The sequence below is a fragment of the Rothia amarae genome (assembly GCF_042677725.1).
GTDB lineage: Bacteria > Actinomycetota > Actinomycetes > Actinomycetales > Micrococcaceae > Rothia > Rothia amarae.
The window spans coordinates 71,222-97,650 of the sequence record NZ_JBHUCN010000006.1; the positions used below are offsets into that span (position 1 = coordinate 71,222).

Annotated in this window: 24 protein-coding genes; all 24 read left to right on the plus strand. The window is 52.1% G+C overall.

From position 1 onward, the window contains the following. Positions 1–47 precede the first annotated feature (47 nt). The 24 genes from gcvP (at position 48) to rpsH (ending at position 26,423) form a co-directional block, all read left to right on the plus strand. Positions 48–2,894 (plus strand): aminomethyl-transferring glycine dehydrogenase, encoded by a 2,847-nt coding sequence (gcvP, locus tag ACFR81_RS02855; protein WP_343876236.1) that lies wholly within the window; start codon positions 48–50, stop codon positions 2,892–2,894. A 101-nt stretch (positions 2,895–2,995) separates the two neighbouring features. Further along, positions 2,996–4,111, plus strand: coding sequence for a glycine cleavage system aminomethyltransferase GcvT (gcvT, locus tag ACFR81_RS02860; protein WP_343876235.1), 1,116 nt, complete (start codon positions 2,996–2,998; stop codon positions 4,109–4,111). A gap of 149 nt (positions 4,112–4,260) precedes the next feature. Further along, positions 4,261–5,742 (plus strand): L-serine ammonia-lyase, encoded by a 1,482-nt coding sequence (locus ACFR81_RS02865; RefSeq protein WP_068169611.1) that lies wholly within the window; start codon positions 4,261–4,263, stop codon positions 5,740–5,742. Between the two features lie 314 nt (positions 5,743–6,056). After that, the gene (gene rpoB / locus ACFR81_RS02870; RefSeq protein WP_068169606.1) at positions 6,057–9,569 is read left to right on the plus strand and encodes a DNA-directed RNA polymerase subunit beta; all 3,513 of its coding nucleotides are present in this window, start codon (positions 6,057–6,059) and stop codon (positions 9,567–9,569) included. A gap of 76 nt (positions 9,570–9,645) precedes the next feature. After that, positions 9,646–13,539 (plus strand): DNA-directed RNA polymerase subunit beta', encoded by a 3,894-nt coding sequence (locus tag ACFR81_RS02875; protein WP_343876234.1) that lies wholly within the window; start codon positions 9,646–9,648, stop codon positions 13,537–13,539. A 586-nt stretch (positions 13,540–14,125) separates the two neighbouring features. Further along, positions 14,126–14,500 (plus strand): 30S ribosomal protein S12, encoded by a 375-nt coding sequence (gene rpsL, locus ACFR81_RS02880; RefSeq protein WP_068169596.1) that lies wholly within the window; start codon positions 14,126–14,128, stop codon positions 14,498–14,500. Continuing rightward, positions 14,500–14,970, plus strand: coding sequence for a 30S ribosomal protein S7 (gene rpsG / locus ACFR81_RS02885; protein WP_068169594.1), 471 nt, complete (start codon positions 14,500–14,502; stop codon positions 14,968–14,970). Before rpsL ends, rpsG begins: the two co-directional genes overlap by 1 nt. A gap of 75 nt (positions 14,971–15,045) precedes the next feature. Continuing rightward, on the plus strand, positions 15,046–17,160 hold the full coding sequence (gene fusA / locus ACFR81_RS02890) for an elongation factor G (RefSeq protein ID WP_068169592.1): 2,115 nt from the start codon (positions 15,046–15,048) through the stop codon (positions 17,158–17,160). 186 nt (positions 17,161–17,346) lie between these two features. Beyond that, a complete protein-coding gene (tuf, locus tag ACFR81_RS02895) occupies positions 17,347–18,537 on the plus strand; it encodes an elongation factor Tu (RefSeq protein WP_068169718.1) in 1,191 nt (396 codons plus the stop codon). Between the two features lie 478 nt (positions 18,538–19,015). Further along, positions 19,016–19,324 (plus strand): 30S ribosomal protein S10, encoded by a 309-nt coding sequence (gene rpsJ, locus ACFR81_RS02900; RefSeq protein WP_068169589.1) that lies wholly within the window; start codon positions 19,016–19,018, stop codon positions 19,322–19,324. Between the two features lie 14 nt (positions 19,325–19,338). Beyond that, complete coding sequence (gene rplC, locus ACFR81_RS02905) at positions 19,339–19,995, plus strand: 50S ribosomal protein L3 (protein WP_068169586.1); 657 nt, start codon at positions 19,339–19,341, stop codon at positions 19,993–19,995. Positions 19,996–20,000: 5 nt separating this feature from the next. Continuing rightward, the gene (rplD, locus tag ACFR81_RS02910; RefSeq protein ID WP_068169581.1) at positions 20,001–20,624 is read left to right on the plus strand and encodes a 50S ribosomal protein L4; all 624 of its coding nucleotides are present in this window, start codon (positions 20,001–20,003) and stop codon (positions 20,622–20,624) included. Beyond that, a complete protein-coding gene (rplW, locus tag ACFR81_RS02915; protein WP_145175132.1) occupies positions 20,624–20,929 on the plus strand; it encodes a 50S ribosomal protein L23 in 306 nt (101 codons plus the stop codon). The genes rplD and rplW overlap by 1 nt, the downstream gene beginning before the upstream one ends. A 39-nt stretch (positions 20,930–20,968) precedes the next feature. Then, positions 20,969–21,805, plus strand: a complete 837-nt coding sequence (gene rplB, locus ACFR81_RS02920) for a 50S ribosomal protein L2 (protein ID WP_068169575.1) — start codon at positions 20,969–20,971, stop codon at positions 21,803–21,805. A gap of 12 nt (positions 21,806–21,817) precedes the next feature. After that, positions 21,818–22,099 carry a 30S ribosomal protein S19 gene (rpsS, locus tag ACFR81_RS02925; RefSeq protein WP_068169571.1) on the plus strand — a complete coding sequence of 94 codons (282 nt, stop codon included), beginning with the start codon at positions 21,818–21,820 and terminating at the stop codon, positions 22,097–22,099. A gap of 61 nt (positions 22,100–22,160) precedes the next feature. Then, complete coding sequence (rplV, locus tag ACFR81_RS02930) at positions 22,161–22,526, plus strand: 50S ribosomal protein L22 (protein WP_068169567.1); 366 nt, start codon at positions 22,161–22,163, stop codon at positions 22,524–22,526. Beyond that, positions 22,527–23,333: a 30S ribosomal protein S3 gene (rpsC, locus tag ACFR81_RS02935; protein WP_145175129.1), complete on the plus strand. Its 807-nt coding sequence runs from the start codon at positions 22,527–22,529 to the stop codon at positions 23,331–23,333. Further along, positions 23,334–23,750: a 50S ribosomal protein L16 gene (gene rplP / locus ACFR81_RS02940; RefSeq protein WP_068169561.1), complete on the plus strand. Its 417-nt coding sequence runs from the start codon at positions 23,334–23,336 to the stop codon at positions 23,748–23,750. Between the two features lie 5 nt (positions 23,751–23,755). Beyond that, positions 23,756–23,998 (plus strand): 50S ribosomal protein L29, encoded by a 243-nt coding sequence (rpmC, locus tag ACFR81_RS02945; RefSeq protein WP_068169559.1) that lies wholly within the window; start codon positions 23,756–23,758, stop codon positions 23,996–23,998. Then, the gene (gene rpsQ / locus ACFR81_RS02950; RefSeq protein WP_068169555.1) at positions 23,995–24,267 is read left to right on the plus strand and encodes a 30S ribosomal protein S17; all 273 of its coding nucleotides are present in this window, start codon (positions 23,995–23,997) and stop codon (positions 24,265–24,267) included. The genes rpmC and rpsQ overlap by 4 nt, the downstream gene beginning before the upstream one ends. A 408-nt stretch (positions 24,268–24,675) precedes the next feature. Continuing rightward, the gene (gene rplN, locus ACFR81_RS02955; RefSeq protein ID WP_068169553.1) at positions 24,676–25,047 is read left to right on the plus strand and encodes a 50S ribosomal protein L14; all 372 of its coding nucleotides are present in this window, start codon (positions 24,676–24,678) and stop codon (positions 25,045–25,047) included. Between the two features lie 3 nt (positions 25,048–25,050). Further along, positions 25,051–25,386 (plus strand): 50S ribosomal protein L24, encoded by a 336-nt coding sequence (gene rplX, locus ACFR81_RS02960; protein WP_068169550.1) that lies wholly within the window; start codon positions 25,051–25,053, stop codon positions 25,384–25,386. After that, the gene (rplE, locus tag ACFR81_RS02965) at positions 25,386–25,946 is read left to right on the plus strand and encodes a 50S ribosomal protein L5 (RefSeq protein ID WP_068169548.1); all 561 of its coding nucleotides are present in this window, start codon (positions 25,386–25,388) and stop codon (positions 25,944–25,946) included. Before rplX ends, rplE begins: the two co-directional genes overlap by 1 nt. Positions 25,947–26,024: 78 nt before the next feature. Beyond that, complete coding sequence (gene rpsH, locus ACFR81_RS02970; protein ID WP_068169547.1) at positions 26,025–26,423, plus strand: 30S ribosomal protein S8; 399 nt, start codon at positions 26,025–26,027, stop codon at positions 26,421–26,423. Positions 26,424–26,429: the final 6 nt, after the last annotated feature.

Below are 26,429 nucleotides of genomic sequence, written 5' to 3' on the forward strand. Positions count from 1 at the left end.
AGGTCTCTAGTTCATCCGTGAACTGGAACTGACAAGGAGTATTTCGTATGTCATTTATCGACCGTCATCTTGGTCCCCGCGATACCGACCTCGAATCGATGCTGAGCACCGTTGGCTATGATTCTTTGGGTGATTTGGTAGACGCTGTAGTGCCCTCTTCTATCCGCATGGATAGTGCGCTAAACCTACCTCAAGCTCTTTCAGAGCGAGATGCTCAGGAAAAGCTAGCTGGATACGCTAGCCAAAATATCGTCAAAGCACAGATGATTGGTGCTGGTTATTATGACGCTATTACCCCGCCCGTTCTACGCCGCAACATTCTAGAGGCACCGGGTTGGTACACCTCTTACACTCCCTATCAGGCTGAAATTTCCCAGGGTCGTCTGGAAGCTTTGTTGAACTTCCAGAACACCGTGATGGAATTGACCGGCCTTGAGGTTGCAAACGCTTCTTTGCTGGATGAATCCACCGCTGTAGCTGAAGCTGCAACCATGATGAAGCGTTCTAACCGCAAGGTGAAGAACGGTAAATTCGCTATTGATTCCCGTTGCCTGCCTCAGACTCTGTCTGTTGTGCGAGGTCGTGCAGAAGCTTTGGGCATTGATTTTGTGGTCACCGATTTTGCAGATGGTCTGCCAGAGGGCGACCTCTTCGGCATTATCCTGGCTTACCCAGGTCACGACGGCGAAGTACGCGATATTAAGCCGTTGGTTGACGAAGCTAAAGAACGCAATGCCTTGGTCACGGTGAACGCTGATTTGCTCGCTTTGACCTTGCTGAAGTCTCCGGGCGAGATGGGTGCAGACATCGTCGTCGGCAATACCCAGCGCTTCGGTCTGCCCCTGTGGTACGGCGGTCCTCACGCTGCATACATGGCTGTTCATAGCGGTCAGCAGCGCAATATGCCCGGTCGCCTGGTGGGTGTTTCTCAGGATGCCACCGGTCGCCCCGGTTACCGCCTGGCACTGCAGACTCGCGAGCAGCACATCCGCCGCGAAAAGGCTACTTCTAACATTTGTACTGCTCAGGCACTATTGGCAATTACCGCAGGTGCTTACGCTGTCTACCACGGCCCTGAAGGTCTGAAGAAGATCGCTGAGACTTTGCACGAGAACGCATCTCGCGTAGCTGTTGCTCTGTCTGATGCTGGCTTGAAACTTGTTCACGAATCCTTCTTCGACACCGTAGCTTTCGACGTCGACGGTAAAGCAGATGAGTATGTAAAGAAGGCTTCAGACGCTGGTATCAACATCCGTAAGATCAACGACGATCGCATTTCAATCTCTGTTGGTGAATCCCATGATGACGCCATATTGACTGCTTTGGTAGAAGCATTCGGCGGCAAGCTACCAGAATCTGGTAAGCATCAGATTGCTTCAGACCTGTTACGTACTGATGAGTACATGCAGCACCCTGTCTTCCACCTTTACCGTTCAGAAACTTCCATGATGCGCTACCTGCGCCAGCTTTCCGATAAGGACCTGGCGCTGGATCGCACCATGATTCCTTTGGGCTCCTGCACCATGAAGCTGAACGCTGCTGCTGAGATGGAACCCATCTCCTGGCCCGAGTTCGCCACCATTCACCCGCTGGCACCTGCCGATCAGACCAAGGGCTGGAAGTCACTCATTGATGAGCTTTCGGACTGGCTCGTAGCCATCACCGGTTACGATGCAATTTCATTGCAGCCTAACTCGGGTGCATCCGGCGAATACGCTGGTCTGCGCGCTATCCGTGCCTACCATGAGGACAACGGCGATACCCAGCGCAGCATCGTGCTCATCCCCATGTCTGCTCACGGCACCAACGCAGCATCGGCTGCTTTGGCTGGACTGGACGTCGCTGGTGTTGCTACCGCTGAAGATGGCTCCATTGACGTCGAGGATCTCAAAGTAAAGATTGAAAAGTACGGCGATAAGATTGCCGGCATCATGATTACCTACCCTTCAACCCACGGTGTATTTGAGGACAAGGTGGTTGAGGTCTGCAAGCTGGTTCATGAAGCAGGCGGACAGGTCTACGTTGATGGTGCTAACCTCAACGCGCAGATGGGTCTTGCACAGCCCGGTCAGTTCGGCGGCGACGTCTCCCACCTGAACCTGCACAAGACTTTCTCTATCCCTCACGGTGGCGGTGGTCCCGGTGTTGGTCCTGTTGCTGTAGGCGCACACTTGGAGAAGTACCTGCCTGGTGATGGCTACCTTGCAGATGAAGAGGGCAAGCTTGAAGGTGCTCCGTTGCCTATTTCTCAGGCAATGTTTGGTTCTGCAGGCGTTCTGCCCATTACCTGGATGTACATTGCGATGTCCGGTGCCGAAGGTCTCAAGAGCGCTTCTGAATACGCTATCTTGAATGCTAACTACATTGCCCGCGAGCTGGGCGAGAAGTTCCCCGTGCTCTACACCGGTCCTGGCGGTTTGGTAGCTCACGAATGCATTCTGGATTTGCGCGAGCTGACCGCCCAGTCCGGAGTCACTGCAGAAGACGTCTGCAAGCGTCTGATGGACTACGGCTTCCACGCACCCACCTTGGCATTCCCCGTACCAGGAACCTTGATGGTTGAGCCTACTGAGTCCGAAAGCAAGGCTGAACTGGATCGCTTCATCACCGCAATGAGCACTATCTTTGACGAAATCAAGTATGTAGCTGATGGCAACATCTCCGTAGAAGATTCGGTGCTCCGCAATGCTCCTCACACCGTTGAGGTTGTCTCTGCTGACGAGTGGGATCGTAAGTACCCCCGTAGCGAAGCTGCATTCCCCGTACCTTCGTTGCACCGCAACAAGTACTTCACTCCCATCGGTCGTATCGACGGTGCTAACGGTGACCGTAACTTCGTATGCGAATGCCCTCCGATGGAAGCATTTGACATTGAGGTAACCGAAGCTAGCTAAAGGTTCATAGCTGTTTAGCTGAGAACTTATCGAATCAGATGGAATTTTTCACCGCAGAGGGGTTCCACCTGATTTGATACATCTTTGAAAGGAGAGTCATCATGGCTCCGCAGAAAACTTCCCTTTATGAAAAGCACGAAGCTCTTGGTGCTTCATTCACTGATTTCGGCGGCTGGAATATGCCCTTGAAATATGAGAACGACGTTGAAGAACACAAAGCTGTTCGTTCAGCTGCCGGTCTATTCGATTTGTCCCATATGGGCGAATTCCGCATTACTGGTCCTGATGCCGCTGCATATTTGGACTACACCCTGGTGTCCAACATGGGCATCCTCAAGGTGGGTAAAGCTAAGTATTCGATTCTTGTTGATGAGAACGGCAAAATCCTTGACGATTTGATTACTTACCGCCTGGGCGAAGAAGAATTCTTGGTAGTTCCTAACGCTTCTAACGTTGCAACTGACTTTGAAGCTTTTCAGGCACGCGCTGAAGGGTTCGACGTCGAGCTCAAGAATGAGTCTGCTGAAACTTCTTTGGTGGCAGTTCAGGGACCGAAGTCAGAAGAGATACTTTTGGCAATGGATCCTTCAGATGCCGAAGCTATTAAGGAACTGAAGTACTACGCTTCTCTTCCTGTGAAGTTTGGGGGAGTAGAAGTACTGTTGGCTCGCACCGGCTACACCGGTGAAGACGGATTTGAAATCTACGTTCCTAACGCAGAAGCTGCAAAGATTTGGGACGCTGCAGCTGAGGCTGGTAAAGAATTCGGCATTAAGCCCGCAGGTCTTGCAGCGCGTGACTCGTTACGTCTTGAAGCAGGTATGCCGCTTTACGGTAACGAGTTGGGCAAGGATATTTCGGTTTTCGAGTCCGGTCTTGGTCGCCTGGTCGAAATCGCTTTGGAGAAGAAAAAAGCTGATTTTGTGGGTCGTGAGGCTCTGGCAAAATTGGCGGAAACCGAATCTGAGCGTATCCTCGTAGGCTTGAAGGCTCAGGCAAAGCGTCCTGCTCGTGGCGGTGCCAAGCTGGTAGATGGGGAAACTGTTATCGGTGAGGTGACCTCCGGTATTCCTTCACCGACGTTGGGTTACCCCGTTGCAATGGCTCTGGTTAACCGGGATCATTCAGAATTGGGTACTACCGTGGACGTTGATATTCGCGGCAAGAAGGCTCCTTTCGACGTTGTCGCTTTGCCCTTCTACAAGCGCGAATCTTAGTTCGTGCTGTATTTCCTCTCGTGAGAGGTAAATAAATATTACAGTTCAGCCCGGGTACTTTCATATGTGCTCGGGCTGAACTGCCAAAGTGCTCTAAACCCTAGTATGGATAGAGCTTACTTATAACTTTTAGGGTGGAAGGAAAGTGTATGGATATTAGTTCTGCACAGATTAAGGCCGAGGCGTTAGAGCATGACATATCGGTGTTCGAACTCTTCTCAATCGGTGTTGGCCCGTCGTCGTCTCACACCGTTGGGCCCATGCGCGCCACCAACCGGTTTATCTCGGAGCTTATTGATAGCGGTAATTTTAATCGCGTGGATCGGGTTCATATTGACCTCTATGGCTCGTTGGCTGCTACCGGTGCTGGCCACGGCACCATGAGCGCAGCTATCAAGGGTCTTGCGGGGTTTGTTCCTGAGACAATTAACATTGGGGAAGCTGAACAGCTGATGGCCAATAACTCGGTAGACGGTGTTCTACCCCTGGCAGGCTATGCCTCAGCGGATTTTGCTGGCGGTGCTCCAGCTTCGACCGAGAAGTTGATTTATGGTCCGGTCGTTACCTATAAAGAATCCGATATCACGCTTCGTCCACTGACGATTTTGCCCCGTCATACCAACGGCATTAAGGTTGCCGCATGGTCGGGGGAGGAGCTCTTGCTTGAGCGCACATACTTCTCTATCGGTGGCGGATTCATTATTGAAGAAAATGAAGAAGCTACCGGCGGTTCTAGCTTGGAAAACCCGCCTTACCCCTTCGGATCAGGTGCAGAATTGCTGGATATGGCTAATTCAGCGGGGCTCTCTATCGCTGCTTTGAAGATGCAGAATGAGCTTTCGGTACGTAGTGAAGAAGAAATCCGCGAAGGCATCTTGCATATTTACCAAGTAATGCGTGAATGCGTTGGTTCTTCCCTCTCTCGTATTGGTTACCTTCCGGGTGCTTTGAAGGTGCGTTGTCGTGCAGCTCAGTGGCACCGAGATTTAGTGAGTGAAGATCCGCAGAAGTCACCTGAGTACGCTCTTGACTGGGTCAACCTCATTGCTTTGGCTGTCAATGAAGAGAATGCTTTTGGCGGTCGAATCGTGACTGCTCCTACTAACGGTGCTTCGGGCATCATTCCTGCTGTGTTGCATTATGCGATGAATTACACTGACGGAATTCGTGGTTGTGGTCAAGCAAAGCGGGAACAGGTTGTCGTTGATTTCTTCCTTGCTGCTGCTTCTGTGGGAGCGCTCTATAAGAAGCGTGCTTCTATCTCTGGTGCGGAGGTGGGTTGTCAGGGTGAAGTGGGTACCGCTTCATCGATGGCGGCTGCTGGACTCGCTCAGGTGATGGGCGCTTCAAATGAGCAGATTGAAAACGCCGCAGAGATTGCGATGGAACACAATCTGGGCTTGACCTGCGACCCCGTAGGTGGATTGGTGCAGATTCCTTGCATCGAGCGTAACGCAATGGCTGCAGCGAAAGCTATCAATGCTGTGAAAATGGCTTTGCGTGGCGACGGCGAACACCGCGTCTCACTGGACCAGGTCATTGAGACGATGCGCCAAACGGGCGAAGATATGTCTACCCGTTACAAAGAAACGTCTATGGGCGGCTTGGCGGTAAACGTCGTCGAGTGCTAAAAGACTTCCGATAGATCCTCTGTCTTCAATCCTGAAGACAGAGGATTTACGTTTACGGTTGCAAAACCCCGATGGAAAGGGTATAGACATCAAATTTTGTTTGGTGTATTGTGAATATTTGCGCTATCCCTAACCTTAGTGCCTTCATATAGCGGTGGGCATGGGTGATACAGAGCAATAACGACCAGTTCACGCAAAGATCCCAGCAACCGACTTATCATAATTCGCCGCGCGCCGAGATTTTTCACGACTGTTTTCGTTCCCTTGTTCCGGGGTAGTGAGTACGAACAGACAGGTCTGTGGAAGGATCCAACTTGGTCGCCTCGAGCACCTCAAATCACGAAGCCGCTAACGGCGCAGTGAATTCAGACGGTACGAACCGTCGAATTTCATTCGCAAAAATTTCAGAGCCATTGCAGGTTCCTAACCTGCTCGCTCTTCAAACTGATAGTTTTGACCGTCTCGTAGGTAACGAGAGATGGGCAGAACGTCTGAAGCAAGCTGAAGAAACCGGAGATACCTCGGTTCAGAGTGTTTCAGGTTTGTCAGAAATCTTTGAAGAGATCTCTCCGATTGAAGACTTCCAGGGCACAATGTCCCTGTCATTCTCCGAACCCGAATTTGCTGACCCTAAGTACACCATGGATGAATGCAAGGATCGCGATGCGACCTATGCAGCTCCGCTGTACGTCAAGGCCGAATTCATGAATAACAACACCGGCGAAATTAAGCAACAGACTGTGTTCATGGGCGATTTCCCGCTGATGACCGAGTCCGGCACCTTTGTTATCAATGGTACTGAGCGCGTTGTTGTTTCTCAGCTGGTTCGTTCACCCGGTGCTTACTTCGAAAAGGTTGCCGATCGTACTTCTGATAAAGACATCTACACCGCGAAGATTATCCCTTCACGCGGTGCTTGGTTCGAGCTAGAAATTGACAAGCGAGACCAGGTCGGCGTCCGTCTTGACCGCAAGCGTAAGCAGTCCGTAACTGTACTGCTGAAGGCTTTGGGCTGGACCGAGGCTAAGATTCTTGAAGAGTTCGGTGAATTCGATTCGATTCGCGCTACCTTGGAAAAGGACAGCGTTGAGACTCGCGAAGAAGCTTTACTTGATATCTACCGCAAGCTTCGTCCTGGTGAACCCCCAACAGTCGATGCAGCTCAGAATCTGCTCGATAACATGTACTTCACCCCTAAGCGTTACGATCTGGCAAAGGTAGGCCGTTACAAGGTCAACCGTAAGCTCGGTATCGATATGCCTATGGATGATCCTTCGGCAATGGTTTTGAGCCAGGATGACATCGCAGCGATGATTCGTTACCTGGTCACTTTGCATGCTGGTGGAACGACCATCAAGGGTATCCGTGACGGTGAAGAAACTACTTTGCGCGTTGATACTGACGACATCGATCACTTCGGTAACCGCCGTATCCGTGCAGTAGGCGAGCTCATTGAGAACCAGATTCGTACCGGTTTGTCCCGTATGGAGCGCGTGGTTCGTGAGCGTATGACTACTCAGGACGTTGAGGCTATTACTCCTCAGACACTGATTAACATTCGCCCCGTTGTAGCTTCTATCAAGGAGTTCTTCGGTACTTCTCAGCTTTCCCAGTTCATGGATCAGAACAACCCGCTTGCAGGTTTGACCCACAAGCGTCGTCTGTCCGCGTTGGGTCCTGGCGGTCTTTCACGTGACCGCGCAGGCATGGAAGTTCGAGACGTTCACCCCTCCCACTACGGTCGTATGTGCCCCATTGAAACCCCTGAAGGCCCCAACATTGGTCTGATTGGTTCGTTGGCAACTTACGCTCGTATTAACCCCTTCGGTTTCATTGAAACTCCCTACCGCAAGGTAGAAAACGGTCAGGTGACCGATAAGGTTATCTACCTGACTGCTGACGATGAGAAGGGCGCAATTATTGCGCAGGCAAACGCTCCTCTGAATGATGAGATGCGTTTTGCTGAGGACGAAGTTCTCTGTCGTGCAGCAGATGGTTCAGGCGAAGCTGTGCTGGTTGAAGTTGAAAACGTTGAGTTTATGGACGTTTCTCCTCGCCAGATGGTGTCTGTTGCAACTGCTTTGATTCCTTACCTGGAACACGACGATGCTAACCGCGCGCTGATGGGCGCCAACATGCAGCGTCAGGCTGTGCCGTTGCTGATGTCAGAAGCACCTGTTGTTGGTACCGGTATGGAGAAGTACGCAGCGATTGACTCCGGTGACTCCGTTCTTGCTAAGAAGGCAGGCGTAGTTTCTGAGGTCTCCGCTGATTTGGTGATTGTCCGTAATGACGATGGAACCACTTCTTCTTACCCCATTGCTAAGTTCCAGCGTTCCAACCCCGGTAACTGCTACAACCACCGCGTAGTGGTCAAGGCAGGGGACCGCGTTGAAGCTGCTGGTCTGATTGCAGATGGTCCTTCGACCGATAAGGGCGAGCTGGCTCTAGGTAAGAACCTCCTTGTGGCTTACATGTCTTGGGAAGGTTTCAACTTCGAGGACGGCATCATCCTGTCCCAGCGTATGATTTCCGACGACGTTCTCACTTCAATTCACATTGAAGAGCACGAGATTGACGCCCGCGATACCAAGCTGGGTGCTGAGGAAATCACTCGTGATATCCCCAACGTTTCTGAAGAAGTTCTTTCTGCTTTGGACGAGCGCGGCATCATTCACATCGGTGCTGAGGTTGAGTCCGGCGATATCCTCGTGGGTAAGGTTACTCCTAAGGGTGAGACCGAACTGACTCCTGAAGAGCGACTTCTCCGCGCTATCTTTGGTGAAAAGTCACGCGAAGTTCGCGATACCTCTTTGAAGGTTCCTCACGGTGAATCCGGTACCGTTATCGGCGTCCGTATTTTCGATCGTGAAACCGATGAAGAAGATTTGCCGTCAGGTGTTAACCAGCTGGTCCGCGTTTACGTGGCTCAGAAGCGCAAGATTACTGTGGGCGATAAGCTCGCAGGTCGCCACGGCAACAAGGGTGTTATTACCAAGATTCTTCCGATTGAAGATATGCCCTTCATGGAAGACGGTACTCCCGTTGACATCATTCTGAACCCGCTGGGCGTTCCCGGTCGTATGAACATTGGCCAGGTGCTCGAAGTTCATACCGGCTGGTTAGCTAAGCAGGGTTGGAAGATCGAGGGCAATCCTGCATGGATGGACAAGCTTCCTAACTTCCCCAAGGAAACCGGCCCCACTAACGTGGCAACTCCGGTATTCGACGGCGCTGGTGAAGATGAATTGTTCGACCTGCTCGATCACGCTAACCCCAACCGCGACGGCGATCGTTTGATTAACCGTACCGGTAAGGCACGTTTGCTCGATGGTCGTTCCGGTGAGCCTTTCCCTGAGCCCGTTTCGGTGGGCTACCAGTACATCTTGAAGCTACACCACTTGGTGGACGATAAGATTCACGCTCGCTCCACCGGTCCGTACTCCATGATTACTCAGCAGCCCCTGGGTGGTAAGGCTCAGTTCGGCGGTCAGCGTTTTGGTGAGATGGAAGTTTGGGCACTGGAAGCATACGGTGCTGCTTACACCCTTCAGGAAATTCTGACTATCAAGTCTGACGACGTTCACGGTCGTGTAAAGGTCTATGAGGCAATTGTTAAGGGTGAGAACATCCCTGAACCGGGTGTTCCTGAGTCTTTCAAGGTTCTCATCAAGGAAATGCAGTCACTGTGCCTCAATGTTGAAGTTCTTTCAACTGATGGTAAGACCATCCACATGCGCGATGCTGAAGACGAAGGCTTCCGTGCTGCAGATGATCTGGGTATTGACCTGTCCCATGCAGAGCCCAGCTCTGTTGAAGAGGTCTAATCCGTTTTTCGGATGTACTCCATTCATCATTTCTACGAAATAGTCTTCACCACTACTGAAAAGAGATAAGGACCAAATGTCCAACGAATCTTCACTCGGTTTGATGCGTATTGGCCTAGCCACTGCTGAGGATATCCGCAGCTGGTCATATGGCGAGGTCAAGAAGCCTGAAACCATTAACTACCGAACCCTGAAGCCAGAAAAAGAGGGCTTGTTCGACGAGCGTATCTTCGGACCTACTCGCGACTGGGAATGCTACTGCGGTAAGTACAAGCGCGTACGTTTCAAGGGTATTATCTGTGAGCGCTGTGGCGTTGAGGTAACCCGTGCAAAGGTACGTCGTGAGCGTATGGGCCACATTGAGCTTGCTGCTCCTGTGACTCACATCTGGTACTTCAAGGGTGTTCCTTCACGCTTGGGTTACCTGCTCGATTTGGCACCGAAAGATCTTGAAAAGATTATTTACTTCGCTGCTTACATGATTACTTCTGTGGATGAAGAGGCTCGTCACGAGGATCTTCCAAATCTGCAGGCTGCTTTTGATCGCGATAAGAAGGTTCTTGCTGATCAGCGCGATGCTGATATCAACCTGATTGCTCGCGAAACTGAAGAAGAACTGGCTCGTATTGAAGCTGAAGGCGGTAAGGCTGCAGAGAAGCGTAAGCTTCGCGATGCCGCTGAGCGCCAGATGGCTTCAGTGCGGAAGAACGCTGATCGTGAGATTGAATTCGAAGAGCGTGTTTGGGATCGCTTTAAGAACCTGAAGGTAGCTGACCTTGAAGGTGATGAGGCTCTTTACCGTGCCATGGTCGATAAGTACGGCATGTACTTTGAAGGTTCAATGGGTGCTGAATCTATTAAGAAGCGCCTTGAGAACTTTGACATGGAAGCTGAAGCTGAGTCGCTTCGCGAGATTATTCAGACAGGTAAGGGACAGCGTAAGACTCGTGCCTTGAAGCGTTTGAAGGTTGTCAACTCATTCTTGACTACCACCAACTCGCCTTTGGGTATGGTTCTTGAAGCTGTGCCTGTGATTCCTCCGGAATTGCGCCCCATGGTGCAGCTCGACGGCGGTCGTTTCGCGACTTCAGACCTTAACGATCTGTACCGTCGCGTCATCAACCGTAACAACCGTTTGAAGCGTCTGCTTGATCTCGGTGCTCCTGAGATTATCGTGAATAACGAAAAGCGCATGCTTCAGGAAGCTGTTGACTCCTTGTTCGATAACGGTCGTCGTGGTCGTCCTGTTACCGGCCCGGGTAACCGTCCTTTGAAGTCTCTCTCTGACATGCTCAAGGGCAAGCAGGGTCGTTTCCGCCAGAACCTTCTGGGTAAGCGCGTTGACTACTCAGGTCGTTCGGTTATCGTCGGCGGTCCTCAGCTTCAGATGCATCAGTGCGGTCTGCCTAAGCAGATGGCGCTTGAGCTCTTCAAGCCTTTTGTGATGAAGCGTCTGGTTGACCTCAACCACGCTCAGAACATTAAGTCCGCTAAGCGCATGGTGGAGCGTTCACGCTCACAGGTGTGGGACGTTCTGGAAGAAATCATTACGGAGCACCCCGTATTACTCAACCGTGCACCTACTCTGCACCGTCTTGGTATTCAGGCGTTCGAACCTCAGCTTGTTGAGGGTAAGGCTATCCAGCTGCATCCTCTCGTTTGCTCTGCGTTCAACGCTGATTTCGACGGCGATCAGATGGCTGTTCACCTACCTCTCTCACCTGAGGCTCAGGCTGAAGCACGCATTTTGATGCTTTCTTCAAATAATATTTTGAAGCCTTCAGATGGCCGCCCCGTTGCGGTTCCTGACCAGGATATGATCATTGGTTTGTTCCATTTGACCACTCCTCGTGAGGACGCAGCCGGTGAAGGCCGTACCTTCTCCTCACTTGCTGAGGCGCTTATGGCTCTTGATCTGCACGAGATTGAGCTGTATTCCAAGGTCAAGATTCTCACAGATAACTTTGTTGCTCCTGAGGGTTACGAGTTCCCCGAGGGTTACAAGGAGGGCGAGCCTCTTCTCGTAGAGTGCACCGTGGGTCAGGTTATTTTCAACCAGGCTTTGCCTGCTGATTACCCCTGGTTCGATAAGGTTGCGGATAAGAAGACCCTTGGTTCTTTGATTAATGATCTTGCTGAGAAGTACCCCATGATTGAGGTTGCTCGCTCACTAGATAATCTGAAGAACACTGGTTTCTACTACGCTTCGCGTTCAGGCGTTACCGTTGCTGTTTCTGATATTGCTGCTCCTCCTTCGAAGCCCGCCATTATGGAGAGCTACGAGAGCCAGGCTGCTGATATTCAGAGCCAGTTTGATATGGGTCTGATTGACGACAACGAGCGTCGTACCGAGCTCATCGACATCTGGACCAAGGCAACTGATGAAGTTGCTGAGGCTATGCGCGATAACTTGGCTAACCTGAATACCACTATTAACCGTATGGTGACTTCAGGTGCTCGTGGTAACTGGATGCAGGTTCGTCAGATTGCGGGTATCCGTGGTCTGGTGGCAAACCCCAAGGGTGAGATTATGCCTCGCCCCATTAAGTCTTCCTACCGTGAAGGCTTGACCGTGCTCGAGTACTTCATCGCTACTCACGGTGCTCGTAAGGGTCTTGCTGATACCGCGCTTCGTACCGCTAACTCGGGTTACTTGACCCGTCGTCTGGTGGACGTTTCTCAGGATGTCATCGTTCGTGAGCACGATTGTGGTACTCACCGCGGTTTGACCTTGCCATTGGTTCAGGTTGACGAAGAAATCGGCACCATTTCGCTTCATGAAAACGTTGAAAGCTCGATTCACGGTCGTGCCTTTGCGGTTGATGTGAAGGCTGAAGACGGCACCGTTTTGGCTGAGGCCGGTACTGATGTTTCTGATCCTATGATTGAGAAGCTGTACAAGGCTGGAATCCAAGACATTAAGGTTCGTTCGGTGCTGACCTGCGAGTCTGCAGTGGGCGTTTGTGCGCTTTGCTACGGTCGTTCGATGGCATCGGGTAACCTGGTTGATATTGGTGAGGCAGTGGGCATTATTGCTGCACAGTCCATCGGTGAGCCCGGTACCCAGCTGACTATGCGTACCTTCCACACCGGTGGTGTTGCATCAGCGGACGATATTACTCAGGGTCTTCCCCGTATTCAGGAGCTTTTCGAGGCACGTACACCTAAGGGTGTTGCACCGATTTCGGAGGTTTCAGGTCGTATCTCTATTGAAGATACTGAGAAATCGCTGAAGGTTGTTGTAACTCCTGATAATGGTGATGAAGCGATTGCTTACCCCGTTCTTCGCCGTGCGCGTCTGAACGTTGCAGAGGGCGATCATGTCACCGTTGGTGATCAGCTTGTTGCCGGTGCAGTTGACCCGAAGGAAGTTCTGCGTATTCGTGGACCTCGTGAGGCTCAGAAGCACCTGGTGGACGAGGTTCAGGGCGTTTACCGTTCACAGGGTGTAGGTATTCACGATAAGCACGTTGAAGTTATCGTTCGTCAGATGCTGCGTCGTGTGACCGTGATTGACTCTGGTGATACCGATCTTCTTCCCGGTGAGTTGGTGGAAAACATTACTTTCCAGAATGCCAACCGAAAAGCTATGTCCGAAGGAGTTCGTCCCGCGGCAGGCCGTCCGGAAATGATGGGTATTACTAAGGCATCGTTGGCTACCGAATCATGGCTCTCCGCTGCGTCCTTCCAGGAGACCACCCGAGTTTTGACTCAGGCGGCTATGGAACGTAAGTCTGATCCTTTGGTGGGTCTGAAGGAGAACGTCATTATCGGTAAGTTGATTCCTGCCGGTACCGGTTTGTCTCGTTACAACAACATCGAGGTTGAACCTACTGATGAGGCTCGCGAGCAGATGTTCCAAGCTTCTGCAGGTGGCTTCAATGACTTCAGCTACGCTGCTGAGAATGAAGGCGCAATTTCAGCCGAGTTCCAGGCTATCCCGCTGGATGACTACGATTTCGGCAAGTAAATTGTAAACTAACGCGGTAGCGTGTAAAAGATGGGCTTCTTTCCTTCTCAGGAAAGGAGCCTATCTTTTTGTGAAGACGACCGGTGCCAGCAAGTAGGGGAGCGCCTATAGACCGGTCTCGTACCCGTGCGCCGTGTCTTCGGCGGGGCTCAGGTCAGATTAAGTGACTGAAATCTTAAGGAATAACCGCTGATAAAGAGACACATCGGTAGGCATGGGGTGGATTAAGAAACAAAAGACCGATATAGTTTTCTACGAAGTACTTAGTCTCAGTTCTAAATGCAGGGTAACTCAGTGCATTTGCTATCAACGTCTCAGTTGTAAGAAGACTAAGGTGGGCTTCGAATCAATGGCAGTATGGATACAGTCCTTTGGTGTTGGTCATTTTGACCTGACTCCTAAATGCCAATTTTTCGCGTGCCCACAAGTTTTCAGCCTGTGCGAAGGCTTGGATTTCAAAGATTCATCTCAAGTTTGAGACGTTTTTTCGAAACAGACTTCACAACATTAGTTGTCTGAGCAAAAGATAAAACTGAGGTAAAAATACGTAGGGCTGTGAAAATCAGTCCGATTATCAGGAGATAATGTGCCTACAATTCAGCAGCTGGTCCGTAAGGGCCGGACTCCCAAGGTCGTAAAGACCAAGGCGCCCGCACTGAAGGGCAGCCCCATGAAGCGTGGCGTATGCGTTCGCGTATACACCACAACCCCTAAGAAGCCTAACTCGGCACTCCGCAAGGTTGCTCGTGTGAAGCTCAACGGCGGCGTTGAAGTAACCGCTTACATTCCCGGTGAAGGTCACAACCTTCAGGAACACTCCATCGTGCTTGTGCGCGGTGGCCGTGTGAAGGACCTCCCCGGTGTTCGTTACAAGATCGTTCGTGGTGCTCTGGATACCCAGGGTGTAAAGGGACGCGGCCAGGCCCGCTCCCGCTACGGCGCTAAGAAGGAGAAGAAGTAATGCCTCGTAAAGGTCCCGCTCCCAAGCGTCCTCTCGTCAACGACCCGGTTTACGGTTCGCCGCTGGTAACCCAGCTTATTAACAAGGTTCTTCAGGACGGTAAGCGTTCCGTTGCAGAGCGTATCGTATACGGTGCACTCGAAGGCGTTGAAAAGAAAACCGGTTCTGAGCCCGTAGCAACTCTCAAGAAGGCAATGGATAACATCCGTCCTTCACTCGAAGTTCGCTCACGCCGCGTCGGTGGCGCAACCTACCAGGTACCTGTTGAGGTTCGCTCCGGCCGCGCAACTGCTTTGGCTCTTCGTTGGTTGGTTGGCTTCTCCAAGCTGCGCCGCGAAAAGACAATGACCGAGCGTCTCATGAACGAGATTTTGGATGCATCCAATGGTCTCGGTGCCGCTGTGAAGCGTCGCGAAGACACTCACAAGATGGCAGAGTCCAACAAGGCTTTTGCACATTACCGCTGGTAATTTCTCTGAATAGCCTGTCGAAATGGTTTTCCATCTTCGACAGGCTTTCGGAGTATCTCACAAAGGGAGATTCAAGTGGCACAAGACGTGCTTACAGACCTCAAGAAGGTCCGCAATATTGGTATTATGGCGCACATTGACGCCGGTAAGACCACCACTACTGAACGCATTCTGTTCTACACCGGTATTAACCACAAAATCGGTGAGACTCACGATGGCGCTTCAACTATGGACTGGATGGCTCAGGAACAGGAACGCGGCATTACTATTACGTCTGCTGCAACTACCTGCTTCTGGAAAGGCAACCAGATTAACATCATCGATACCCCCGGTCACGTTGACTTCACCGTTGAAGTTGAGCGTTCACTGCGTGTTCTCGACGGTGCGGTAGCAGTATTCGATGGTAAAGAAGGCGTTGAGCCTCAGTCTGAGACCGTTTGGCGTCAGGCTGATAAGTATGAAGTTCCTCGTATCTGCTTCGTCAACAAGATGGACAAGCTTGGTGCAGATTTCTACTTCACTGTAGACACCATCGTTAAGCGTCTGGGCGCAACCCCTCTCGTTATGCAGCTCCCCATCGGCGCTGAAAACGACTTCGTGGGTGTTGTTGACTTGCTTACTATGCAGGCATTTGTATGGCCTGGCGACGCCAAGGGCGACGTTACTATGGGTGCTTCCTACGAAACTCGTGAGATTCCCGAGGATCTCAAGGAACGCGCTGAAGAGTACCGCAACCAGCTCGTAGAGACTGTTGCTGAGTCTTCGGAAGAGCTCATGGAAAAGTACCTCGAAGGTGAAGAACTCACCATTGAGGAACTCAAGGCTGGCATTCGCAAGCTCACCGTGAACAACGAAGCATACCCCGTATTCTGTGGTTCTGCATTCAAGAACCGCGGCGTGCAGCCGATGCTCGATGCTGTTATCGATTATCTGCCTTCACCAATTGAGGTCGAAGCAATGGTCGGTCACGATCCCAAGGACGAAGAAAAGGAGCTTACTCGTAAGCCTAACTCTGACGAGCCTTTCTCAGCTTTGGCGTTCAAGGTTGCAGCTCACCCGTTCTACGGTCAGCTCACCTACATCCGCGTTTACTCGGGTAAGGCGTCATCAGGTCAGCAGGTTCTTAACTCCACTAAGGGTAAGAAAGAGCGCATCGGTAAGCTTTTCCAGATGCACTCCAACAAGGAGAACCCTGTTGAAGAGATTCAGGCAGGTCACATCTACGCAGCGATTGGTCTGAAGGACACCACCACCGGTGATACCTTGTGCGATATCGCAAATCCCATCGTTCTTGAGTCCATGAGCTTCCCCGCTCCCGTGATCTTCGTGGCAATTGAGCCTAAGACCAAGGGTGACCAGGAAAAGATGTCAACCGCTATTCAGAAGCTTTCAGCTGAAGACCCCACCTTCACCGTTTCTTTGAACGATGAAACCGGTCAGACTGAAATCGGCGGTATGGGTGAGCTTCACCTTGACATCATCGTGGATCGCATGAAGCGTGAGTTCAAGGTTGAGGCTAACGTTGGTAAGCCTCAGGTTGCTTACCGCGAGACCATCAAGAAGGCTGTTGAAAAGGTCGACTACACTCACAAGAAGCAGACCGGTGGTTCAGGTCAGTTTGCGAAGGTTCAGGTTTCATTCGAACCTATTCCTCTCGATTCTGAAGAACTGTACGAGTTTGACAACGTTGTGACCGGTGGTCGTGTTCCTCGTGAATACATTCCTTCCGTTGACCACGGTATCCAGGACGCTATGCAGCTTGGTATCCTCGCAGGTTACCCTGTTGTTGGTGTGAAGGCTACCCTTATCGACGGCGCTTACCACGACGTTGACTCCTCTGAAATGGCCTTCAAGATTGCTGGCTCCATGGTATTCAAGGAAGGCGCACGTCGCGCTAACCCCGTACTGTTGGAACCTTTGATGGCTGTTGAAGTTCGTACTCCTGAGGAGTACATGGGCGATGTTATCGGCGACCTTAACTCTCGCCGCGGCCACATTCAGTCCATGGAAGACGCCGCTGGTGTGAAGATTGTTCACGCTAACGTACCGCTTTCTGAAATGTTCGGTTACATTGGCGACCTGCGTTCAAAGACTCAGGGTCGTGCAGTTTACTCGATGACTTTCGATAGCTACTCTGAGGTTCCCAAGGCAGTTGCTGACGAAATCATCCAGAAGAACCGCGGCGAATAATCGCCTCGCGCGGTTCCACTATGTGAGCCGCATCTAATTTACTAAAAATAAACTATTGAAATCTCACAAAGGTTTCTCCTCACCGGCGTAATCCGCTAATGTAGACGCTAGACCGTTTTATAAACGGACTGCGCCGGTGAGAAACCCGAGTGCATGTTTTTCAATTTCGTTCTAGGAGGAACACCCTTGGCTAAGGCTAAGTTCGAGCGCTCCAAGCCTCACGTAAACGTTGGTACCATTGGTCACGTTGACCACGGTAAGACCACCCTTACCGCTGCTATCTCCAAGGTTCTTGCTGAAAAGTACCCTGATCTGAACGAGCAGCGCGACTTCGGTATGATCGACTCCGCTCCTGAAGAGCGCCAGCGCGGTATTACCATTAACATTGCTCACATTGAGTACCAGACCGAGAAGCGCCACTACGCACACGTTGACGCTCCCGGCCACGCTGACTATGTCAAGAACATGATCACCGGTGCTGCTCAGATGGACGGCGCAATCCTCGTTGTTGCTGCAACTGACGGCCCCATGGCACAGACCCGCGAGCACGTTCTTCTTGCTCGCCAGGTTGGCGTTCCCACCCTGCTTGTTGCACTCAACAAGTCAGACATGGTTGATGACGAAGAGCTTCTCGACCTCGTCGAGATGGAAGTTCGCGATCTGCTTTCCTCACAGGAATTCGATGGCGATGACGCTCCCGTTATCCGCGTTTCTGCTCTCAAGGCTCTTGAAGGCGACCCTGAGTGGGTTGCAAAGATCGAAGAGCTCATGGAAGCTGTCGACGACTACATTCCGGACCCCGTTCGTGAAACCGACAAGCCCTTCCTCATGCCTATCGAGGACGTCTTCACCATCACCGGTCGCGGTACCGTTGTAACCGGCCGTGCAGAGCGTGGTACCCTCGCAATCAACTCTGAAGTTGAAATCGTAGGTATTCGCCCCATCCAGAAGACCACCGTTACCGGTATCGAGATGTTCCACAAGCAGCTCGACGAAGCATGGGCAGGCGAGAACTGTGGTCTGCTTCTTCGTGGTCTAAAGCGCGACGACGTTGAGCGTGGCCAGGTTGTTGTAGCTCCCGGCTCCATCACCCCCCACACCGACTTCGAAGCTAACGTCTACATCCTTTCCAAGGATGAAGGCGGACGCCACAACCCCTTCTACTCAAACTACCGTCCTCAGTTCTACTTCCGTACAACTGACGTAACCGGCGTTATCACTCTTCCTGAGGGTACCGAAATGGTTATGCCTGGCGATAACACTGAGATGACCGTTGAGCTCATCCAGCCCATCGCTATGGAAGAGGGCCTCGGTTTCGCTATCCGTGAGGGTGGCCGCACCGTTGGTTCAGGTCGCGTAACCAAGATCATCAAGTAATTGATGTAAGACGCGAACTGGCTCAGGCTAGTTGAAAAGATGCTCCGAGTACTAGCTCGGGGCATCTTTTGTTTAATATTGCATATTAGGTGTGAAGCTAGGCACTAATCCAAGAAAGGGGTTGCAAGCGGACGGTAGCTCTGTAAGAATAGAACACGTTGTTCAAGCGCTTACTACGTTTGATTAGCTTATTCTTCTTGAATCTATGCGAAAACTTGCAGCACAGAGGTTGTGCTGAATGAAGTAGTAAGACCAAATATGACCCGGTTCTGACTGATCGAGGGATTAGTGCGCATAATATATGCGACACGCCCGAGTTCGGGGGTCGGTGCTTGAGTGAGTTGAGGAACCCGGAATTATTCGGATTCAGCTTGCATCAGGCGGCGCGAAAGAGTGTACAGATGCTCTTTACCTTAAGCGCCTAAAAAGGGGCATTGCCCCGTTACAGGGAAGTACTTCAAGAAAGAGAGTCCGACAGATGGCGGGACAGAAAATCCGCATCCGTCTGAAGTCTTACGACCACGAGGTCATTGATTCTTCAGCACGGAAAATCGTTGAGACAGTTACGCGTGCAGGCGCGACGGTAGTGGGCCCCGTACCCCTTCCGACCGAAAAGAACGTTTACTGCGTTATTCGTTCGCCTCACAAGTACAAGGACAGCCGCGAGCATTTCGAAATGCGCACGCACAAGCGTCTGATCGACGTCGTTGATCCGACCCCTAAGGCTGTTGATGCCCTCATGCGTCTTGACCTTCCGGCAGACGTGAACATCGAAATCAAGCTGTAGAGGATCGCATCTAAATGACTAACAAATTTGAGCGCCAGGTGAAAGGCCTGTTGGGCACAAAGCTCGGCATGACTCAGGTCTGGGACGAGAACGGCAAGTTCATTCCCGTTACCGTCGTTAAGGCTGATTCTAACGTCGTCACCCAGCTGCGCAACAAAGACACCGATGGCTATGAAGCTGTTCAGATCGGTTTCGGTGCAATCGATTCTCGCAAGGTCACCAAGCCTTTGGCTGGTCACTTCGAGAAAGCAGGCGTAACCCCTCGCCGTCACCTCGTTGAACTCCGCACTTCTGATGCTGCAGAGTACTCCCTCGGACAGGAACTGTCCGTAGAGCTCTTCGCAGAAGGCCAGAAGGTAGACGTTGTAGGCAAGACCAAGGGTAAAGGTTTCGCCGGCGTTATGAAGCGTCACGGCTTCGCAGGTGTTGGCGCATCACACGGTGCCCACAAGAACCACCGTAAGCCTGGCTCAATCGGTGGCGCATCCTACCCCGCACGCGTATTCAAGGGTATGCGTATGGCTGGTCGTATGGGTGCAAACCGTCACACCACTATGAACCTGACTATCCAGGGTGTAGATACCGAAAACAATGTTCTTTTGATCAAGGGTGCTATCCCCGGTCCTAAGGGCGGCGTTGTTTTGGTCCGCACCGCTGTGAAGGGAGCCTAAATACAATGGCTGTCAATACTGTCAAGGTAGACCTGCCTGCTGACCTGTTTGACGCTCAGGCATCTGTGCCTTTGCTTCACCAGGTAGTTGTAGCTCAGCTCGCTGCAGCACGCCAGGGTACCCATAAAACCAAAAACCGCGGCGAAGTTTCGGGCGCAGGTCGCAAGCCTTTCAAGCAGAAGGGCACCGGCCGCGCACGTCAGGGCTCAATCCGTGCACCCCACATGACTGGTGGTGGCGTTGTACACGGCCCGACCCCTCGTAACTACGCACAGCGTACTCCCAAAAAGATGATTGCAGCTGCACTTCGCGGCGCGCTTTCAGATCGTGCACGTAACGGTCGCATCAGTGTTGTTGAGAACTTGGTAGAAGGTAACACTCCTTCCACCAAGGCAATCAAGGCATCAATTGCTTCGATCACTTCACGTAAGAACGTTCTGTTGGTTATCGACCGCAAGGAAGATGCAGTAGCGCTGTCAGCACGCAACCTGGAGAAGGTACACGTTCTTTACGCAGATCAGCTCAACACTTACGATGTGCTGGTTTCTGACGACGTCATCTTCACCAAGGACGCATACGACGTATTCGTCGCAGTTGCATCCAAGGCTAAGAAGGGGGCTGCTAAGTAATGAGCGTCTCTATCAACAAGAATCCCCGCGACGTGATCATTGCTCCCGTCGTGTCGGAAAAGAGCTATGGTCAGTTCGATGAAGGTAAGTACACCTTCCTCGTTGACCCCAGCTCAAACAAGCTGGAAATCAAGCAGGCTATCGAAGAAATTTTCGACGTCAAGGTTGCTTCCGTCAACACCGCAAACCGCCAGGGCAAGCGCAAGCGCACTCGCTTTGGCTGGGGTACTCGTAAGAGTACCAAGCGCGCGATTGTGACTCTTTCAGAAGGCACCATCGACCTCTTCGGCGGTCCGCAGGCATAGTCCCGCGGAGACCACTTTAGCGAAGGAAAGAAATACTAAATGGGTATTCGTAAACACAAGCCGACGACCCCGGGTCGCCGCGGTTCGAGCGTTGCTGATTTCGCAGAAATCACCCGTTCAACCCCGGAGAAGTCCCTGCTTCGTCCGCTTTCAAAGACCGGCGGTCGTAACAACACCGGCCGTATCACCACCCGTCACAAGGGCGGTGGACACAAACGCCAGTACCGTCTCATCGACTTCCGTCGTCATGACAAGGACGGCGTAAACGCACGCGTTGCACACATCGAGTACGATCCAAACCGTACCGCTCGTATCGCACTGTTGCATTACGTCGATGGCACCAAGCGTTACATCATCGCTCCCAACCGTTTGAGCCAGGGCGACATCGTTGAATCAGGTCCGTCAGCTGACATTAAGCCTGGTAACAACCTGCCTTTGCGCAACATCCCCGTGGGTACTGTTATTCACGCTGTAGAACTTCGCCCCGGTGGCGGAGCCAAGATGGGCCGCTCCGCTGGCGCATCTATTCAGCTTGTTGCTCGTGAAGGTCGCTACGCTCAGCTGCGTTTGCCTTCAGGCGAAATCCGCAACGTAGATGTTCGTTGCCGCGCAACCGTTGGTGCAGTTGGTAACGCCGAGCAGGCAAACATCAACTGGGGTAAAGCAGGACGCAACCGCTGGAAGGGCATCCGCCCGACCGTTCGTGGTGTTGTCATGAACCCTGTTGATCACCCGCACGGTGGTGGTGAAGGTAAGACTTCTGGCGGTCGTCATCCGGTTAACCAGAATGGTAAGCCCGAGGGTCGTACTCGTCGCCCCAACAAGGAAAGCGACAAGCTCATTGTTCGTCGCCGTCGTACTGGCAAGAAGCGCTAAGGAGCCTAGAACATGCCTCGTAGTTTGAAAAAGGGTCCTTTCGTCGATCAGCACCTTTTCCTAAAGGTTGCAGCTCAGAACGAGAAGGGCACCAAGAATGTAATCAAGACTTGGTCACGTCGCTCAATGATTATTCCCGACATGCTCGGACATACCATTGCAGTTCATGACGGACGCAAGCACGTACCCGTGTTCATCACTGAGTCGATGGTCGGACACAAACTCGGTGAGTTTGCTCAGACCCGCACTTTCCGTGGCCACGTGAAGGACGATCGTAAGGGTAAGCGTCGCTAATATCGGTTTTCCGATATAAGAACGTTTTTCCTTTCGAACCAAGACGAAAGAAAGATAGGCAATGGAAGCTAAGGCATCAGCGCGCTATGTACGCGTAACGCCTATGAAGGCACGCCGAGTCGTCAACCTGATCCGTGGTAAGCAAGCGGAAGAGGCTCTGGCAATTCTGAAGTTCGCTCCTCAGGGCGCTTCGGAACCGGTATTCAAGATCGTTGCATCAGCTGTTGCAAACGCTCGCTCCAAGGCATCCGCTTCAGGCGAATCCTTCAAGGAAGAAGAGCTTTTCATCAGTGAAGCATTTGTGGATGAAGGACCCACCATGAAGCGTTTTCAGCCTCGTGCACAGGGTCGCGCATTCCGCATCAACAAGCGCACCAGCCACATCACTGTGGTAGTCGCTACCCCCGAAAAGGAGGAGGGCCGCTAAATGGGACAGAAGATTAACCCTAACGGTTTCCGACTTGGCATCACCACTAACCACGTTTCCAAGTGGTTCGCTGATTCCGCCAAGGAAGGCGAGCGTTACTCGGACTTCGTTCGTGAAGACGTCAAGATCCGCGAGCTCCTCTCCGAGGGTATGGAGCGCGCAGGTATCGCCAAGGTTGAAATCGAGCGTACTCGTGACCGCGTTCGTGTGGATATCCACACTGCACGCCCCGGTATCGTTATCGGTCGCCGTGGCGCAGAAGCTGACCGCATCCGCGGTGAGCTCGAGAAGCTAACCAACAAGCAGATTCAGCTGAACATTCTCGAAGTTGCTCAGCCTGATCTGTCCGCTCAGCTCGTAGCTCAGGGCGTTGCAGAACAGCTCGCATCACGCGTTGCTTTCCGCCGCGCTATGAAGAAGGCAATCCAGTCAGCACAGCGTGCCGGCGCTAAGGGTATTCGCATCCAGTGTGCAGGTCGTTTGGGCGGCGCTGAAATGTCACGTTCAGAGTTCTATCGCGAAGGTCGTGTGCCTCTGCATACCCTGCGTGCGAACATTGATTACGGTTTCTTCGAAGCTAAGACCACTTTCGGCCGCATCGGCGTGAAGGTATGGATCTACAAGGGCGATTTGACCGACAAGGAACTTGCTGCACAGCAGGCTGCCGCCGGTAATCGTCGTGGTGGAGACCGCCGTGGCAACGACCGTCGTCGTCCTGGCGGCAACCGTGGCCCTCGTCGTGAGCGTCGTAATGACAACGCTTCAGCTAACACTGAAGCCAAGACTGCAGAAAACGGTGAGGCATAAATGCTTATTCCCCGTCGAGTAAAATATCGTAAGCAGCACCACCCCAAGCGTTCGGGTATGGCAAAAGGCGGAACCGAGGTAACTTTCGGTGAGTGGGGCATTCAGGCTCTTACTCCCGCATACGTCACCAACCGTCAGATTGAAGCTGCACGTATCGCAATGACCCGCCACATCAAGCGCGGCGGTAAGGTATGGATTAACATCTTCCCTGACCGTCCCTTGACCAAGAAGCCTGCTGAAACCCGTATGGGTTCCGGTAAGGGTTCACCCGAATGGTGGGTTGCAAACGTCAAGCCCGGTCGAGTCATGTTTGAACTCTCCGGTGTGTCCGAAGAAGTGGCTCGCGAAGCAATGCGCCTTGCGATTCACAAGCTCCCGATGAAGGCACGCGTTGTGCGTCGCGAAGGTGGTGAGTAAGCGAAATGGCAGTTGGATCAAAGGATCTGAGCATCGATAAGCTCGTTGAGCTTTCTGATGAGGCTCTATCAGAAGAGCTGCGTAAGTCAAAGGAGGAACTTTTCAACCTCCGTTTCCAGGCAGCCACCGGTCAGCTTGAAAATCCCGGTCGAATTCGTTCCGTAAAGCGCGATATCGCACGTGTTTACACTGTGCTGCGTGAGCGCGAACTCGGTATTCGACCCTCAACCGAAGGTGAAGCCAAGTGAGTGAAGTAACTAACGAAGAGCGTAATTACCGCAAGACTCGCCGCGGCTACGTAACGTCCGACAAAATGGACAAGACCGTAGTTGTTGAAGTTGAGGATCGCGTAAAGCACGGTCTGTATGGCAAGATCTTGACTCAGACTTCCAAGATCAAGGCACATGACGAGCAGAATACTGCTGGCGTTGGCGACCTTGTTCGTTTGGCTGAGACTCGTCCGCTCTCCGCTACCAAGCGTTGGCGCGTCGTCGAGATTATCGAAAAGGCTAAGTAAGTCTTTTTGAGCTTGTCTTACACAATATAGATAGCCCTTCCCCGCGAAAGCAGGGGAGGGCTATTTTTGACCCAATACGGTGGATATCACAGTGGGTTCCTGCCTGTGTGTGGGGCAAAACTCTTTTGAAGATGAATAAACCCTGATAGAGTTTTAGGTCTGTGTGGATAATTCCACGCAACCACGGATTTTTTCGTGCCAAAGCATAATGCCGCCAAATGCGGGTACTCCCGCTTTATTGCGGGTCAGATGTTCCTGGCATGGCTAAATCCTAGGCGTATCCGCCAACCCGCTTCCTCTGAATCAGGATCGTCGGGACCGGTGCGTCAACACATCCCGTAAAAATGTTCCGCAAGGCTGGCCCACAACATACCGTGCGGTCGGAACCGGCGAGACGACAGGAGAAATATGATTCAGCAAGAGTCACGACTCAAGGTTGCTGATAACACCGGTGCGAAGGAAATCCTGACCATCCGTGTTCTCGGTGGATCTGCGCGTCGTTACGCAGGTATTGGCGACATCATCGTCGCAACCGTTAAGGATGCAATTCCTGGCGGTACCGTAAAGAAGGGCGACGTCGTCAAGGCGGTTGTCGTCCGCACCAAGAAGGAAACTCGTCGTGCAGACGGTTCCTACATTAAGTTCGATGAGAACTCCGCAGTCATCATCAAAAATACTGATGGTGATCCTCGCGGCACCCGTATCTTCGGCCCAGTCGGTCGCGAGCTGCGCGATAAGAAGTTCATGAAGATTATCTCGCTCGCTCCGGAGGTGCTGTAACTCATGGCTAAAATCAAGTCAGGTGACCTGGTTCAGGTTATTTCCGGCGCTGATAAGGGCAAGCAGGGTAAAGTTCTGCGCGTTATCCCTAAAGAAAATCGCGTCATTGTCGAAGGTGTCAAGATTGTCACCAAGCACAACAAGGCAAACCCAATGACCGGTGTTGCCGGTGGCATTGAAAAGGTTGAAGCTCCGATTCACGTTTCTAACGTTGCAATCGTTGATCCAGAGACCAAGAAGCCCACTCGCGTTGGCTTCCGCCTCGAGACTGAAGAGATCAACGGCAAGACTCGCACCAAGCGTGTACGTGTTGCTAAGAGCTCAGGTAAGGACATCTAATGACCGAAACCAAGATCACCCCTCGTTTTAAGACCAAGTTCAACGAAGAGGTTACCCCTGCACTTCAGGAGGAGTTCAACTACTCCAACGTTATGCAGGCACCTAAGTTCGTAAAGGTTGTAGTTAACATGGGCGTTGGCGAAGCAGCACGCGACGCAAAGCTCATGGACGGCGCAATCCGCGACTTGACCGCGATTACCGGTCAGAAGCCTCTTGTAACTCGTGCAAAGAAGTCAATTGCGCAGTTCAAGTTGCGTGAAGGTCAGCCCATCGGCGCGCACGTCACTCTTCGTGGCGATCGCATGTGGGAATTCCTTGATCGTCTGATCACTCTCGCTCTGCCCCGTATCCGCGACTTCCGCGGTCTCTCGGATCAGCAGTTCGACGGCAATGGTAACTACACCTTCGGTTTGACCGAACAGTCAATGTTCCACGAAATCGATCAGGATTCCATCGATCGCGTTCGCGGTATGGACATCACCATTGTTACCTCCGCAAAGACCGATGACGAAGGCCGCGCACTACTTAAGGCGCTTGGCTTCCCGTTCAAAACCAAGTAACGACTACGTTGTAGGTCCCTCCCGCTGATTAACCAGCAACGGATGAGGAAACCGCAATGAGGAAGGGCAAGAGCCCACATGACTATGACAGATCCTGTCGCAGATATGCTGACCCGTTTGCGTAACGCAAACTCAGCACATCACGACACCGTATCTATGCCTTTTTCCAAACTGAAGGGTCACATCGCTGAGATCCTGAAGTCTGAAGGCTACATTGCTAATTTCGAAGTTGAAGACGCAAAGGTAGGCAAGACTCTTACCTTGGCTCTGAAGTTCGGTCCCCAGCGCGAACGCTCCATCGTAGGCGTACGCCGTATTTCCAAGCCGGGTCTGCGTGTATACGCAAAATCCACCAACCTACCTCAGGTACACGGTGGCCTCGGCATCGCAATCCTATCCACCTCTTCAGGTCTGCTTACTGACAAGCAGGCTGCGAAGAAGGGTGTTGGCGGCGAAGTCGTCGCTTACATCTGGTAGTCGGTA

What these genes read in the sequence shown, in the direction of transcription:
- ACFR81_RS02865 (WP_068169611.1), top strand. Translation starts at nt 4,261, where the DNA reads ATGGATATTAGTTCTGCACAGATTAAGGCCGAGGCGTTAGAGCATGAC.
- gcvP (WP_343876236.1), top strand. Translation starts at nt 48, where the DNA reads ATGTCATTTATCGACCGTCATCTTGGTCCCCGCGATACCGACCTCGAA.
- rplW (WP_145175132.1), top strand. Translation starts at nt 20,624, where the DNA reads ATGAGCGTCTCTATCAACAAGAATCCCCGCGACGTGATCATTGCTCCC.
- rpsJ (WP_068169589.1), top strand. Translation starts at nt 19,016, where the DNA reads ATGGCGGGACAGAAAATCCGCATCCGTCTGAAGTCTTACGACCACGAG.
- rplB (WP_068169575.1), top strand. Translation starts at nt 20,969, where the DNA reads ATGGGTATTCGTAAACACAAGCCGACGACCCCGGGTCGCCGCGGTTCG.
- rplV (WP_068169567.1), top strand. Translation starts at nt 22,161, where the DNA reads ATGGAAGCTAAGGCATCAGCGCGCTATGTACGCGTAACGCCTATGAAG.
- ACFR81_RS02875 (WP_343876234.1), top strand. Translation starts at nt 9,646, where the DNA reads ATGTCCAACGAATCTTCACTCGGTTTGATGCGTATTGGCCTAGCCACT.
- rpsC (WP_145175129.1), top strand. Translation starts at nt 22,527, where the DNA reads ATGGGACAGAAGATTAACCCTAACGGTTTCCGACTTGGCATCACCACT.
- rpmC (WP_068169559.1), top strand. Translation starts at nt 23,756, where the DNA reads ATGGCAGTTGGATCAAAGGATCTGAGCATCGATAAGCTCGTTGAGCTT.
- rplE (WP_068169548.1), top strand. Translation starts at nt 25,386, where the DNA reads ATGACCGAAACCAAGATCACCCCTCGTTTTAAGACCAAGTTCAACGAA.
- rplD (WP_068169581.1), top strand. Translation starts at nt 20,001, where the DNA reads ATGGCTGTCAATACTGTCAAGGTAGACCTGCCTGCTGACCTGTTTGAC.
- rpsG (WP_068169594.1), top strand. Translation starts at nt 14,500, where the DNA reads ATGCCTCGTAAAGGTCCCGCTCCCAAGCGTCCTCTCGTCAACGACCCG.
- rplN (WP_068169553.1), top strand. Translation starts at nt 24,676, where the DNA reads ATGATTCAGCAAGAGTCACGACTCAAGGTTGCTGATAACACCGGTGCG.
- gcvT (WP_343876235.1), top strand. Translation starts at nt 2,996, where the DNA reads ATGGCTCCGCAGAAAACTTCCCTTTATGAAAAGCACGAAGCTCTTGGT.
- rpsS (WP_068169571.1), top strand. Translation starts at nt 21,818, where the DNA reads ATGCCTCGTAGTTTGAAAAAGGGTCCTTTCGTCGATCAGCACCTTTTC.
- rplC (WP_068169586.1), top strand. Translation starts at nt 19,339, where the DNA reads ATGACTAACAAATTTGAGCGCCAGGTGAAAGGCCTGTTGGGCACAAAG.
- rplX (WP_068169550.1), top strand. Translation starts at nt 25,051, where the DNA reads ATGGCTAAAATCAAGTCAGGTGACCTGGTTCAGGTTATTTCCGGCGCT.
- rplP (WP_068169561.1), top strand. Translation starts at nt 23,334, where the DNA reads ATGCTTATTCCCCGTCGAGTAAAATATCGTAAGCAGCACCACCCCAAG.
- rpsH (WP_068169547.1), top strand. Translation starts at nt 26,025, where the DNA reads ATGACTATGACAGATCCTGTCGCAGATATGCTGACCCGTTTGCGTAAC.